Origin of the sequence: Bacillus sp. NP247 (assembly GCF_018966865.1) — a bacterium.
Taxonomy (GTDB): Bacteria; Bacillota; Bacilli; order Bacillales; family Bacillaceae_G; genus Bacillus_A.
The window spans coordinates 2,280,755-2,296,048 of the sequence record NZ_CP076653.1; the positions used below are offsets into that span (position 1 = coordinate 2,280,755).

Below are 15,294 nucleotides of genomic sequence, written 5' to 3' on the forward strand. Positions count from 1 at the left end.
GGAAGTTATTAGATATGAATAGACAAGAAGCTACGCAAAAAATTATGGAAGCAAAAATCGCAAAAGGTTTAACATGGGAAGAAATTTCAAAAGTAAGTGAAAACTCTGAGACTTGGGTTGTAACAGCATTATTAGGACAAGCTACAATGACACGTCCGGAAGCAGAAAAAATTGGTAAACTATTAGAATTAGATGAAGAAGTAGTTCAGGCATTAACAGTAGTTCCACTTCGAGGTCAAGTAATGCAAATGCCTCCTACTGACCCAATCTTATATCGATTATATGAAATGATGTTACAATACGCACCAACTCTTAGAGAATTAATCTTAGAAAAAGCTGGCGAAGGTGTAATGAGTGCAATTAACTTCAATCTAGGTGTGGATACACAAGAAGATCCAAAAGGTGGCGATCCTCGTATCGTTATTACACTTAACGGGAAATTCTTACCGTTCCGTACATGGTAATTAATTAAAAATCTATCTATATAACTAAAATAATTTTATAGATTTACAAAATCCATCCTTTTTAATCTAACTATATAGAAAGCGTGGATTTTTACTATGAGATTCTTTTTCGGCAAAGGAGACTAATATGAATAAAAAACACTTTAATACAAGCTTTAGTATTCTACAGTGGTTTGTGTTTCTATTAGCAAATGCAATTGCATTGCCTATCATTATTGGTGGCATATTCCATTTATCAATAGAAGATATTTCAACGTTAATGCAGCGAACTTTTTTAGTCGTGGGAGTAAGTTCATTTATACAAGCATGGTTTGGGCATCGCTATCCCATAGCGGATGGTCCAGCCGGTTCATGGGTAAGTATATTTGTCATACTGGGACAAGTAGCTATGCATCAGGGCCAAAGCGCAAAAGACGTGTTGCAACTTTTAGAAGGCGGGTTAATTATTGCAGGTATATTACTCTTCACGCTTGGTATAACAGGGCTTGTACATCGAACCTTGCGTTTATTCACCCCTTTAGTTACAGGAACTTTTCTTTTAATCTTAGCCCTTCAGCTTAGTGGTGTGTTACTAAAAGGAATGATGGGATTACAAGGGGCCGCAACTCATCCTGATTATACAACAGCTACTATTGCACTCTTTGTTTTTGCCATGATTACCTTCTTATCAATTAAAGGGAAAGGATGGATGAAAAGTTACGCTGTGTTACTTGGCATTTCATTTGGTTGGCTTTTGTATGCTGTATTAGGAAAATCATCTCATATGCCTTCACACACACCGTTAGTTAAGTTACCAGAGATATTCGCTTGGGGCATGCCTAGATTCGATATTGGAATGACTCTAACTGCAACTTTATTTACATTTCTTTTAGTTGCAAATACGATTGCTGCTGTTTCAGCTGTAAAACAAGTGGCTCCGTTATCTAAAGAAAATGAAAAGCAAACATTGAACCGTGGTGTGTGGGCCGGAGGTATATCACATATTATCTCGTCGTTGTTCTCTACAATTGGAATTGTACCATTACCTGCATCAGCAGGATTTATTCAACTAACAGGACAAAGAAAAATGAAGTCGTTCCTTATAGCAAGTCTTATATTAGTAGGAATTTCTTTTATTCCTTCAATTGTAAACTTTATATCCTTGCTACCAGGTCCTATTGCTAATGCCGCACTTTTAGCAACATTTGTCCAAGTAATAGGCATTTCATTTCAATCCATTTTACGTGAAGAATTAAATCAACGCCGATTAACTATATTAGGAATTTCATTATTAATCAGTTTGGGAATAATGTTTCTTCCAGAAAGTGCATTTAGCGGAATTCCTTCTTCCTTACAATATGTTTTAAGTAATGGATTACTTGTGGGTACTATGCTTGTCATTCTATTGGAACAGTTTTGGAAGGAGTAAAATTTGTGACTAAGTAAAAAAGCGCCCTGCTTACAGGGCGCCTTTTTATACCTAATGACTAATATTAGCAGTTGGGTATAATGTTGTTCCTCCAATTGAAACTTTTATTTCATTTGTTAATGGAACATTTTGTTCATTAATAATTGTTCTCCACCATTCCCATGCAAGACCAGTACATTCTCTTGCTACGATTTTTATATTTTTTGAATTTGGTGGAAGAGGGATAACTGTAGAGTAATGAGCCGTTTTGTCTTTGCCGCTACCATCCCATGTTTTATGTGTTAGTACTTCTTTACCATTTTGATCAAATGTGAATTCATCCCAAGATACATCAAATTGCGCAACGTAAGCACCGTAATGATCCAGTATCATTTTAGCACTTGAATATTCTGTAGTTGTCGTCTCGATATAATCTGTATTGTTATGAACAGCAGCAGTTGCATTATCTTTTAAAAAAGTACTTGTATATGAAATTGGGTATGCAGGATTTTTAAGACTTAATTCAGCATTATCTTTAATGATATTTCGGATTTCATTGAAATCTTTAGTAACAACCTTGTTATGCTCTTTCGCATCTCCGCCTAATACTACAGCAGTAAAAGTACTTTCTTCAAAAATATCTTTGTACTGTCCACTCGTTTCCACGCTGTTATTCTTAAGTAAGGCTTTAAAAGCAGCTTGTACATCTTTGCTCTTAGATGTTGTTTCTAATTTTACATAAACAGTTCTACCATAAGCTACATTTGAGACCATAACAGGTGGAGCCGAATTACTTACACCTTTACGAGTTAACTCACCAAAAGTAACACTATTATCAAAAAGATCGGATGGATTGTTAGATAGTTCAGCACTTACGGTATAAAATATTTGCTTATATGCCGCTACCATCACTTTTTTCTCTCCATTTGCAACCGCATTAAAATCAATGTTTAGACTGTTATCAAGATATTTGGCGTTAACGTTAAGGGCACTTGCGATTTGTGATTTACTATAAACCATAGATTCTGTATACTGCATTCTTGCGGGTAACGTATGTGTTTTAGAATACTTTTCATTCCAAGTAGATACTAAATCATCTACTGCTCCAGCCACATTACCATATGTCGGATTTTGGACAGTAATTGTATTTTCTTTTCTCATGCCAGGTAAGTCTATACTAATATTCAAAGGCTTTCTCTTAGCCACTAATAAACTAGGTTGATTGTCTGCAAAAGCTTTATTTGCAAGTTGTACCGCTCCTGGATACGTACGATTCGCCACAGAATCAATAATCGAAATATCGACTGGTGAAGTTGTAAGTGATTTTTTCTCGCGTTCCACTACTACAAATTTACCATTTGAATTGATACTTTCTTTCGGAACAAAACTCTCTACTTTATCACCATTTACAGCTAAAACCTCTTGATTATTATATTTAAGATTTGCTATACCAGTATCAATGCCACTAGCATTTTTGGTTACATCAGTTGTATTACCTGCTTGTGTTTCTGCGAAGGAAATAGATGAATAATTAATAGTGCATAGACTAACTAATAGACACGCAAGGAACTTTCTTCTTTTAGTGTTTTTCTTAATATTCAGAAAAATCACCCCGTTCTTTTTTAGTAAGATATGATAATGATTGATAAATGATAGCTAACTAATAAACCTACATAAATGCTTTTAAAAGTTCTTGAATTAACGGGATTACGCCACCTACAAATTTCAAAACTGCCATTGCGATTTCCATATTATTTCCTCCTTTTTTATTGCTACGAAAATGTGATGTATCTTTATGCCCTCATTATAGTGACCCCTTACACTTTTATCAATACACTCTTATATGCAATATTGCATACAAAAAAACAAGCTGAATTCTTATAAAAAGTTATACAGAGATAAATTTTTCATTTGGTAGATACTTGAAAAGGTGAAGCATTCCTTTGCATTTTATGAGTAATTTACAAGTTTATTGTTGGAAGCGTCGCAGAACTGGAAGTAATGAAATACCTGTAGGACTGTTACAAGCAGCCAGAAACATTAAGAGTTATCATGGGCAATCGCATTAAAAAAAGCTGCTGCCTATAAAATACAGACAGCAACTTCAACTAGAGTAGCTGGCATAATTTACGCAAGCTACAATATATAATTTGATTTCTATTAGTTTTTTTTGCATAATCATTTTTTACATTTTGTAACTAATAAACAGCGATTGGACCATAAGGACCATTGATAATTTCTATTTTTGTTTCAAAAATATCTGTCAAAATTTCTGGGTCCATAACTTCTTCTACTGTTCCAAAAGCAGCAATTTGTCCATCTTTCATAGCACAAATTTTGTCAGAATATTTAGCCGCAAAATTTATATCATGCATAACAGTCAGAATTGTTCTTCCGAATTCATTAGCTGCACGTCTCAAATGCTCCATCATTTGAACAGAACGAGCAACATCAAGGTTGTTCAGAGGCTCATCCAAAAGTACATATTCAGTCTCTTGGCACAATACCATCGCTACATATGCCCTTTGTCTTTGACCACCAGAAAGCTCATCTAAATATCTATTCTCTAAATTAGTTAAATCTAAAAAATCGATATATTTAGAAATGATAACTTCATCCTCTTTAGTTAATCTTCCCTTTGAATAAGGAAAGCGCCCAAATCCAACTAATTGTCTAACAGTAAGCCTAGTTACAAAATGATTTTCTTGTCGCAATATAGTCAAAACTTTTGCTAAGTCTTTTGATTTAGATTCAGAAACATCCATATTCGCTACCTGAATTTGACCTTCATCCATATCTAAAAGTCTGCCAATCATCAAAAGTGTCGTTGACTTTCCAGCGCCATTTGGTCCAATTAAAGAAGTAAAGCCCGCTTTTGGTATTTCAATATCTAAAGGTCCTATTTTTACCTTATCAGTATAGAACTTTTTAACATTATCAATTTTTATCATAAAGCCCTCTTCCTTAAAACTATAGTTAAGAATATGATCCCACCAAATAATTCAATAATAACTGAAACTACACCTTGAGCATGGAATACATGATACATTAAAAAGTATGCACTCGTCATTATTAAAAATCCTATAGCAAAAGCCATTGGAAAAATATATCTATGATCATAAGTTGACGCCGCCTGATAACTCAAAGTTGCTACTAAAAAGCCGTAGAAAGTAAGTGGCCCAATTAGAGCTGTTGAGATGGACATTAAAATAGCTACTAATACAAGCGTATAAATTACACTAGGTTGGTATTTAACCCCAAAAGAAGTAGCAACATCCTTTCCTAGTGACAAAACATTCAAATTCTTAGAATGAGCCAAAATTAATACTGCTACAATTATGACCATAGGAATTACAATAGGAAAATATGCAGGATCTGCATGATTAACAGAACCAAATAACCTTGCTTGTAAAATATCAAACTCTGAAGGCGCAAGTAGTTTTCTCATGAAAGTTGACACAGAATTTAGCCCGGTACCAATAATAATTCCAACTAAAAGCATAAGTTGTAAATTCCCGTATTTACCGGAAAGTAACCATCCATAAAGTATCAAACTCATGAAGACCATAACAACAACTTGAAATAAAAATGATCCAATTCCACTAAAATTTATCAATGCACTAGCACCAAAGAAGAATATTGTACTCGTTTGAATTGCTGAATAAAGTGATTCGAAACCTAAAAGCGAAGGAGTAATAATTTTATTATTCGTAATAGATTGGAAAGCAACTGTCGACAAACTATGACAAACTGCAGCAATAATCATAGCAACAATAGCTACTATCCTTCTCTTAACAACTGGGATAAAAGAAGGTGAATCTATCGGAACTGGATTGTTATAAACTAAAAGTCCATATGAAGAAAGGAGGCCTAAAGCAATCAATGTTATCAGTAAAATCCAATAACGTCTTGCTTCCTTCTTAGAACGAAAAGCACTAGCTGATCTACTTTCATTATGAAGGCTAGAATCGATTTCGACATTTTCTTTATTTCTATATTCTAATGTGATCATCGTAGCCTCCTTGGTTTTCTTTGTCTCAATAAAATAGTAATAAACACGACTGCTCCCACTGTTGCAAGTATTAAAGAAACAGGTACTTCAAACGGCTTTATAATTGTTCGAGAAATGATGTCACAGGCAGTTATTGTCCCCATTCCGATCACACATACCCAAGGTAAATTACTCCTAAGATCATCACCTCTAAACATTGAAACAATATTTGGCACAATTAATCCCAAGAAAGGTAAGTTTCCAATAACAGCTGCAACAATTCCAACAGCAACAGAGATAAGACCAGTCCCAAAAAGAACAATTCTATTGTAATTAACTCCAAGGCTTGTTGCGACATCTTCTCCTAGTCCAGCTAAAGTCAATCTATTAGCATACATAAAAATAAGCAAAGTAATGATAACAATCAGCCATAAATATTCATATCTTCCCACCTGAATGTTAGCAAATGAACCTACAAACCAAGTTTCAATACTTTGCGTCATTTGAAAAAGGAGTCCCAAAAAAGTAGACACTGCAGAAATAACTGCTCCAAGCATCAATCCGATAATCGGGACAATTAAAGACGAACGAAGTTTAACTCTTCTTAAAAATAGAAAGAAAATCATAGTTCCTATAAAAGAAAAAATGATTGCACCAGTCATTCTTTGAACTAAAGTCGGGGCAGGAAATAATAAATATACAAAAAGCAGGCCTAAGCCTGACCATTCAATAGTCCCCGTTGTAGTAGGTTCAACAAAGCGATTCTGTGTAATGAGTTGCATTACGAGCCCTGCCATCGCCATTGCAGCTCCAGTAAGCATTAATGCTACTGTTCTCGGAACACGAGTTATGAAAAACATCTCCATTCCGTCCTCTTGTCCACGTATATCATAAACTCCAGTAAACAATGATATAATCCCTAAAATTATAACAATCATAATCGCTATTATAAAAGATTTTGTCCATATTTTATTGTGATTATAAAACTGGGGTTGAGAAATATTCTCAACCCTAGAAATCATATTTTTTGACACTGTTTCGTACTCCTTTACACTACTTAGCTAAAGTTTTTGCAATATTTCCAAACAACTCTATATAAGTCTCAATTGATTCATTTGTGTAAGTATCTGCTGGTGCATAAACAATTTGTTTTTTAGAAACAGCAGTTGTGTTTTGAAGAGCAGGTGATTTAGAAATAACATCCTGAGCAGGAGCTGAAGTAGCAGCATCAGATGTTGCAGCATCACGATCTAATACGAAAAGCCAATCAGGATTTGTTTGTGCAATCGCTTCAACAGAAACGTCATCACCTTTATGACCTGCAGTAGAATTAGACACTTCTAGCGCTGGAGTCCAACCGAAAATCTCATACATTGGTCCCCAAACGCGACCAGAGTGAGGAGCAGCAAAACCAATATTCCCACCAGTAACGATAACACTCATAACTTTATCTTTTCCATTATAAGCAGATTTTACATTTTCAATAGATTTATCAAAATCAGTTACTAATTTTTTAGCTTCTTTATCTTTATCAAAGATTTTTCCTAAAGAAATTGTAGAATCTTTAAGTCCTTTTACTAAGTTTTCTCCAGGCTTAGTAGCTTTCTCAGAAACATCAACATTAAGATCAATAACAGCTGCATTTGGCACTAATTTTTTGATCTCTTCGTAATGGCCAGCAAATCTTTGACCAACGATTACAAGTTCAGGGTTTGCCGCTGCAATAATTTCAAGATTTGGTTCGCGGTGATTTCCAATATTTTGAACTTTACTATCCTTTACATATGCTGAATCTGCAGGCATTACATCCTTTGGAGCAGCCGCTAATTTAATTCCCCAATCAGCTAAAGTTTCAAAAGTTCTATTATCTAAAGCAACTACATTCTTTGGATTTACAGGGACTTTAACAGTTCCATGTGCATCAGTGATTTCAACCGTTTTTGGCTTATCACTACTATCACCTTTATTAGCTTTCGAAGTTTCCTTACTTGAATCTGAGCAAGCTACTAACATTAAAGTGAAAATTGCTAGAATACTTACTAATTTTAAAAGCATAGTTTTTTTCATACGTATACTCCTTATAATGTAATTTAGTTCGAAAATGATAACGCCCATAGATTAAATTAGATAGTAACCTTTATGCATCTAAATTGCTATTGATAATCATTTTCATTTGAATATCCTGTTAATAAGTATAGTCATTAATTATGTGAAAATCTTGTGAATGGTGTGAGTTAATAAAATTAAACATAAATTAGATACAGTCTCATCTAATGCGCACCAGAGTCATCCTCCACACATACTAATCAATAGATTGGGCACCTTATAAACCATGATTTCTATTGCAAAAAAAATGCCCATTAATAGCTAATTTTTTCATAATCTATTGCCTGGTAGCAATCTTCTTTTTATAGTTTCCGTCTTTTAATATTTCACAGAAACTATTTGATTATCAGGTTTAATAGAAAAAAACGAGTAAAACTGTATGAAATAGTTTTACTCGTTTTTGCTATTATGACAAACCGTACCTTATCTATTATCCTACTTTTATCATTCAACCATTGAATAGCCTCTGCCATGTATCGTTTCAATATATCTGTCTTTCTTCTCGCACTTTAACTTTTTTCTTACATACCCAATATATAAGTCTACTACATTTGGATTGACTACTACGTTATATCCCCAAACCTGATTCAAAAGCATTTCACGGCTCAATATTGTATTTTTATTCTTAATTAAAAATACAAGTAAATCATACTCGCGCTTCGTAAGCGAGAGATTTTTACCACCTTTTTTCACAATATGGCTAGATGCATCAACAAAGAGATCTTTAAACTGAAAAAAGTTTGTCTCATTTTGCTGGATACAGTCACTTCTCCTTAAAATAGCTTGAACCCTTGCTACTAATTCTTCTTTCGCAAATGGTTTTCTTATATAATCATCTGCTCCTGCTTGTAACCCTGCTACGCAATCCTTGCTAGAAATATTGTCGGTCACAATAATTATCGGTGTCGTTTTAACTAATCGTATTTGTCTACAAATTTCTGGTCCCGATATACTTAATGAATCCCAATCCAATACGATAATATCCCAATCTTGTTCATATATTATATTTAAACCTTGGTTTTCATTGTGAAGTTTTAAAATGAAATAGCCTTCTTGCGTTAGACCGCTTACGATTTTCTTTGCTAAAGACCGTTCATTCTTAATTACCAACACCTGCTTCACCGATGGTTCACCTCTACTTCAATATAACTTAGTTAAATAAAAAATTATCCTGAAAAAAATAATTTAAGATTTATAAATATTAAATTCCTAAAAAACCCCACTATAACAGCTTATTAGGAGAACTCTATATAATCTTACAATAGATATGGATGAAAACACAAAACATATGAAGATTTAAATAAATGTTATTTAATCATTAAGGATCAGCTATAGTATCTACCTGCTTATCATCATCTGTCTCAGGAGTGCCGCCCCTTCCCCATCAACTTAAGCATTTTATAAAACCACAAAATGAAAAAACGGTATTCTTTCTATTTTTCTACTTATAAATACTTGTGTAGAAGTGATTTTGTTGTTGTTTATTTTAGATAAAATTGTGATCGTTAAGGGATAACACACAAGATGCATTGAGAATGGAATTGAAAGAACCGAAGAATTAAATACACTCTATTTTTAGAACCATAACTTTGCCACAAACAAAAAGAACCATAACCTCGCCAACCTGGCAAAGTTATGGTTCATATCATACAAAATGTGACTTTACCCATAAAGTTGCCGCTAAAGGAAGCATATCTTTGCCGTGGATAAATTATTAACCCATAAGCTTGCCGTGAATGCTGTTGGTTTGTAATAAAGTTTGATCAAAAGCATGCTACAAAAATTGATTTTTCAACAGAAGAAACCCAAACATTTTGAAAAAAGTTTGATCAAAATGCTTGGGTTATTTGTTGCTAGTGAATAATTTTTTATAAAAAGTTTAATCATTTTTCTACCTGTGTTTACTCCACAATCGCGCCCAATTGCGATATTATTAAATTGTTACCCTTTTTCCCTTTTCGGCCAAATAAAATTGCTTATGGCAATCAAAAGATCGATACCCAACACAAGTGTCCATACTTTTAGAAAGCCAGCCAACACTTCTGTTCGAGAAGAATCGTTAATTAAATAGATTAAGACAAATAAAATTCCGGCACCTATTAGAAAAGCAAGCACATGTTGTCCCCAGCTTTTAAAGTAGTGTTTCGCATAATCAATGCCAAATCTTTTAACTGGTTTCGCTCCTTGTTTCATCACATAATATTGAAAGCGTATATCAGCCCACTCAATCATACTCCTACCGAATGCGATTGAGATTCCAATATAAACAGCAGCTATTGCATGCACTTGGGTAGCAGTCGCACCACGATACAAGTCGACACCCGTAACAACTAATAAAATTAAATCAATAACAGGTGTTAAAGCTAGGAAAAACAATCCTAATTTATTTTTCTTAAGGATATATCGTGTGAGCAGACCTAAAGTTATAACAACCCAAAACCCTATTTCACAAGCAACGATCAACCACGCAATTACATTCACCCCAACACCCCCTTGTACAACGCACGCAATTACTCGCTTTTCCTTAACAGTTCCACAATATGGCCCGATTGCGGAATAATGATTTAATTTAGTTGGCACCATATTTATTCCTGAGAATCCACTGTTTATTGAATAATCAAACTCTCTTATTGCGATATTAAATATTTTTCTTTGAAGATGGGACTTAATTCACTCCAAATATCAAATTTATTACCATCTAAATCATAAAAAACAAAGTTCTTTCCAGTGTGTCCTCTGTTCTCGATCTCTCCAACTTTTATTTCTTTTTTTATAAAATCATTATGGATTGATTCAAGTGCATTTAAACCATTAACTTCAAATGTTAAAGAGAAGCGCTCTTCACCACAAAAATCGTAAAAATTTAAGCTTTGATTTATTTGGGATTTAACCAGAAAAAAACTTTGGTTTGCGAAGTTAAGAATAGCCTTGTCTTCGTCTTTATAACTTAGCTCTGAACCTAATTTGTTTACATACCATTCTGAAGAAAGCTCTATATTGGTAACAGGAATATAAATAGTTCCAACCCTCAATAATTTATCTTTCATTCTACTCTCTCCTTTCAGTCATTCAAATAACATTAATAAATATGTTCTCTTTTTATGTACCTATTGCCTTTGAAAATCCCACAATTTTCTTTATGATGTTTCGTTAGTTCCACAAACTTGCTCCATTAAATGGCCCTTTAGTGGAGTAACTTTATTACCGCCCAACAGTTCCTTAATCCGCCTTTCAGTTCAGATTTTCTTTTCACTATAAAAACATCCCTTTAGATAAACAGATCCAAAGGGACAAAACATCGCATCTTTTTTATAAGCACCGTGACTTTATTTAAAAGCGACATTAAAAATATTCTTCAAATCCTGAAAGCATAAGTTTGCCGCAAACAAAAAGAACCATAAGCTTGCCGGAGCGGCAAACTTATGGTTCATATCATACAAAATAAAAAAACCACCAAATATGTATTGGTGGAGACGGTGGGAGTCGAACCCACGTCCAAAAATATCGGCACTTAAGCTTCTACGAGTGTAGTCGATATATTAGCATTTCGCGAACTCTTCGGCCTATCGACAGGCTTCCAAGTTGCTAGTCTGATTGTTCTCTTCCTTCGCCCTCAGACGGCGAACTCCGGCGTAGTCCACTTAGTTTGAGTCCCTTACCCTACCACATGGACGATGGAGGGAGGAACCTTTAGTGCAATTAAGCAGCTAAAGAAAGATTGTTTTGTTTGCCAATTATAGGCTTTGACGTTTTAACGAGGCCGATCCCCTCGACTCGCAACCTAAGCTCGAACTATCCCTGTCGAATCCGTAACGTCCCCATGATAAAAATGGAGCATACGAAGAAATATCGTGATAGCTACTAAGAGCTGTTTTTCAATGTGCAACAATCTTACATAAGTTATTATAACATACGCGTGCCGTTTTACAAATGTAAATATCTGTATTACATCTTTTGACGATCACGAAACACGCGTGCAATTTCACGTTTAGCTTCTTTCTCTTTTAAATCGTGACGTTTATCATATTGCTTCTTACCTTTTGCTAAACCAAGTGCCATTTTCGCAAATCCATTTTTCAAATAGATTCTAACTGGAATTAATGCATAACCTGTTTCTTTTGCATAACCTGCCAGCTTATCAATTTCTTTTTTATGAAGAAGTAATTTTCTCGTACGAAGTGGATCGTGATTGAAACGATTCCCTTGTTCATATGTATTAATATGCATATTATGAACCCATACTTCACCATTATGTATACGTGCAAACGCATCTTTCAAGTTCACGCGTCCAGCGCGAATCGACTTAATTTCCGTTCCTTGAAGGACAAGCCCTGCTTCGTATGTTTCTTCGATAAAATAATCATGAAATGCTTTTTTATTTTGCGCAATAACCTTACCTGTACCTTTTGGCATATAACGTCCCTCCTCTATTTTTACCATTGTAACAAATGTTATTAAAAAGCGAAAGTGGCTCGCTCAGAATGTGAGGTGGATGGAGCTTCTGACCTTGAGGCGTTCTTTGCCTCCTGGGAAGAAGCGAAGCCACCGAACATTCTAGCCACTGTAGCTGGATTCCAACAAAAAGCGAAAGTGGCTCGCTCAGAATCTTTGGACATTGGAACTCCTGACAGAGAAGCGCTTTTTGCTTCGTCCGAGGGAGTGAAATGACCAATAGATTCTAGCCACTGTAGCTGGATTACACAAAAAGCGAAAGTGGCTCGCTCAGAATGTGAAGCGAAGCCACCCTTTTCTTACTTACGCTTTTTCTTTTTCTTCTTGAATCCTGGTACATTTTCGAAGAATCCTTTTTTCTTCTTGCCATTACCATCTTTTTTCCCTGGCTGACTAGCGGATGCTGATCCTGATGCAGCCCCTGATGCTGATCCTCTTCCTTTGCCTTTTCCTTTGCCATCACGGTCAAATTTTCTACCCGTGCCACGTTCACCGCCGCGCTCATTACTGCGCTCGCTACGACTACCGCGTTTCTTTCTGCCACCTTTTGGTTGCTCAATAACAACTGGACGATCTTTGAATTTACGACGAGGTGTACCTTTCATGCCAACGATTTCAAAGTCGATTGCGCGCTCGTCTTTATTTACGTTAATAACACGAATTGTAATTTCGTCACCGATGCGGAATACGTTACCTGTACGTTCTCCAATCATCGCAAAATGCTTCTCGTCATAACGATAGTAATCATCTGTTAAATAGCTAACGTGTACAAGACCTTCAATTGTATTTGGAAGCTCTACGAATAAACCGAAGTTTGTTACAGAGCTAATCATACCGTCATACTCTTCGCCAATCTTATCAACCATATACTCTGCTTTTTTCATTTCATCTGTTTCACGCTCTGCTTCAACAGCACGACGTTCCATATTAGAAGAGTGCTCTGCAATCTCAGGTAAGTTTTCACGCCATTTCGCTTGCGTTTCGTTGTCTACTTTACCATTAATGACGTATTCACGAATCAACCTATGAACAATCGTATCTGGGTAACGACGAATTGGTGATGTGAAATGCGTGTAGAACTCAGTTGATAAACCGAAATGTCCTAAGCTCTCCGAATCATAACGTGCTTGCTTCATAGAACGAAGCATAACTGTTGAAATTACTATTTCTTCCGGCTGCCCTTGAACCATTTCAAGAATTTGTTGCAATGCACGAGGGTGTATTTCGTTCGCACGTCCTTTTACCGCATATCCGAAGTTTGTTACAAACTCGAAGAAACGCTCAAGCTTATCTTCTTTCGGATCTTCATGGACACGGTACATAAACGGTACGTTCATCCAGTGGAAATGCTCCGCTACTGTTTCGTTCGCAACAAGCATAAACTCTTCAATTAACTTCTCTGATACAGAACGATCACGCATTACAACATCAGTCGGTTTTCCTTCTTCATCTACTAGTACTTTTGCCTCTTTAAAGTCAAAGTCAATCGCACCACGGCGCATACGTTTTTCACGTAAAATTTGTGCTAACTGCCCCATTTCTTTAAACATTAGCACTAGCGGCTCGTAGCGTTCAATTAGCGCTTCGTCTTCATCTTCTAAAATGCTTCTTACGTCAGCATATGTCATACGCTCTGTCGTTTTAATTACACTTTGGAAAATCTCGTGTTTTACAACATCACCTAGATTGTTGATTTCCATTTCACAAGATAGTGTTAGACGGTCCACTTTCGGATTTAATGAACAAATACCGTTTGATAAACGATGCGGAATCATCGGAATTACACGGTCTACAAGATATACACTCGTCGCTCTCTCTGCTGCTTCAACATCAATTGGAGAACCTTCTTGAACGTAATGACTTACATCCGCAATATGAACACCGAGCTTATAGTTACCGTTCTCAAGCTTCGTTACTGTAACAGCGTCATCTAAGTCTTTTGCATCTGCACCGTCAATTGTAACAATCATTTGATCACGCAGGTCACGGCGATCTTTTATATCTTCTTCTGAAATCGTTTCTGGTACACTGTTTGCATGCTCCATCACCTCTTCAGGGAACGCTAAAGGTAAATGATGTTTATGAATAACAGATAAAATATCTACCCCTGGGTCATTTTTATGACCTAGAATTTGAATAACTTCACCTTCCGCACTTAAACGATTCTCTGGATAACTCGTAATTTTCACAACTACTTTATGGCCTTCTACAGCGCCCATTGATGCGCTTTTCAAGATGAAAATATCACTTGTCCAACGCTTATTATCAGGTATAACAAACCCAAAGTTCTTCGATTCTGTATATGTACCAACTAATTCTTTCGTTCCACGCTCTAAAATACGAACAATTGTACCTTCTGGGCGTGATCCACTTGATTGTGCGCTAACACGTGCTAATACTGTATCACCATGAAGTGCGCCATTTAATTCTGTGGGTGGAATGAAAAGGTCATCATCTCCAGTTTTCTTCTCTTCTGGAACAACGAACGCAAAACCACGTGCGTGCCCAATTAATTTACCGCGCACTAAGTTCATTTTTTCCGGAAGACCGTAGCGATTGCTACGCGTGCGGATAACAAGCCCCTTTTCCTCCATCATTACAAGTGCCTTTACGAAATCTTTAAAGCCCTCAGAGCCTTCGATTCCAAATGCCGCTTCTAATTCTTGTATCGTTAACGGTTTATACGCTTCTTCTCTCATAAATAATAACAACTTATCAATATTTTCTTGTATGATTTCTTCCAAGCAGAAATACCTCCTTTAAAACCTTATATTATTTAGTGTATCCGAAAGATGGGGGATGTATAAAGTGAAACTTTAATCATCTCCCAATGATTTTTTACAGTTTTCATAAAGTGAAACTTTAATTAGTAGGGGCTTTGTCCATCTCCACTG

General features: G+C 35.7%; 12 protein-coding genes and 1 other RNA gene. 2 read left to right on the top strand and 11 right to left on the bottom strand.

Annotated features, from left to right (window positions below; genetic code table 11):
* Positions 1 to 14: 14 nt before the first annotated feature.
* Together cynS and KPL75_RS12165 are read left to right on the top strand one after the other, a co-directional pair.
* Positions 15 to 464: a cyanase gene (gene cynS, locus KPL75_RS12160; RefSeq protein ID WP_001081567.1), complete on the top strand. Its 450-nt coding sequence runs from the start codon at positions 15 to 17 to the stop codon at positions 462 to 464.
* 127 nt (positions 465 to 591) lie between these two features.
* Positions 592 to 1,872, top strand: coding sequence for a purine/pyrimidine permease (locus KPL75_RS12165; protein ID WP_219920811.1), 1,281 nt, complete (start codon positions 592 to 594; stop codon positions 1,870 to 1,872).
* 51 nt (positions 1,873 to 1,923) lie between these two features.
* Here the strand turns inward: KPL75_RS12165 and alo are convergent, their stop codons facing one another.
* The 11 genes from alo to rnr form a co-directional block, all read right to left on the bottom strand.
* Positions 1,924 to 3,462 (bottom strand): anthrolysin O/cereolysin O family cholesterol-dependent cytolysin Alo, encoded by a 1,539-nt coding sequence (gene alo / locus KPL75_RS12170; protein WP_219920813.1) that lies wholly within the window; start codon positions 3,460 to 3,462, stop codon positions 1,924 to 1,926.
* Positions 3,463 to 4,049: 587 nt separating this feature from the next.
* On the bottom strand, positions 4,050 to 4,802 hold the full coding sequence (locus KPL75_RS12175; protein ID WP_002192292.1) for an iron ABC transporter ATP-binding protein: 753 nt from the start codon (positions 4,800 to 4,802) through the stop codon (positions 4,050 to 4,052).
* Positions 4,799 to 5,863, bottom strand: a complete 1,065-nt coding sequence (locus tag KPL75_RS12180; protein ID WP_002144933.1) for an iron chelate uptake ABC transporter family permease subunit — start codon at positions 5,861 to 5,863, stop codon at positions 4,799 to 4,801. Before KPL75_RS12180 ends, KPL75_RS12175 begins: the two co-directional genes overlap by 4 nt.
* A complete protein-coding gene (locus KPL75_RS12185) occupies positions 5,860 to 6,876 on the bottom strand; it encodes an ABC transporter permease (RefSeq protein WP_219920814.1) in 1,017 nt (338 codons plus the stop codon). Before KPL75_RS12185 ends, KPL75_RS12180 begins: the two co-directional genes overlap by 4 nt.
* A gap of 19 nt (positions 6,877 to 6,895) precedes the next feature.
* Positions 6,896 to 7,909, bottom strand: coding sequence for a siderophore ABC transporter substrate-binding protein (locus tag KPL75_RS12190; RefSeq protein ID WP_219920815.1), 1,014 nt, complete (start codon positions 7,907 to 7,909; stop codon positions 6,896 to 6,898).
* A gap of 483 nt (positions 7,910 to 8,392) precedes the next feature.
* Positions 8,393 to 9,070 (bottom strand): response regulator transcription factor, encoded by a 678-nt coding sequence (locus KPL75_RS12195; RefSeq protein WP_219920816.1) that lies wholly within the window; start codon positions 9,068 to 9,070, stop codon positions 8,393 to 8,395.
* 819 nt (positions 9,071 to 9,889) lie between these two features.
* Positions 9,890 to 10,429, bottom strand: coding sequence for a hypothetical protein (locus tag KPL75_RS12200; protein ID WP_033718065.1), 540 nt, complete (start codon positions 10,427 to 10,429; stop codon positions 9,890 to 9,892).
* Positions 10,430 to 10,575: 146 nt separating this feature from the next.
* Entirely contained in the window at positions 10,576 to 10,995 is a 420-nt protein-coding gene (locus tag KPL75_RS12205) for a VOC family protein (RefSeq protein ID WP_002144927.1), read from the bottom strand.
* A gap of 418 nt (positions 10,996 to 11,413) precedes the next feature.
* Positions 11,414 to 11,768: a transfer-messenger RNA gene (ssrA, locus tag KPL75_RS12210) on the bottom strand.
* Positions 11,769 to 11,893: 125 nt separating this feature from the next.
* Positions 11,894 to 12,361 carry an SsrA-binding protein gene (smpB, locus tag KPL75_RS12215; RefSeq protein ID WP_002089531.1) on the bottom strand — a complete coding sequence of 156 codons (468 nt, stop codon included), beginning with the start codon at positions 12,359 to 12,361 and terminating at the stop codon, positions 11,894 to 11,896.
* Positions 12,362 to 12,699: 338 nt separating this feature from the next.
* Complete coding sequence (gene rnr, locus KPL75_RS12220; protein ID WP_375141028.1) at positions 12,700 to 15,099, bottom strand: ribonuclease R; 2,400 nt, start codon at positions 15,097 to 15,099, stop codon at positions 12,700 to 12,702.
* Between the last annotated feature and the right edge of the window lie 195 nt (positions 15,100 to 15,294).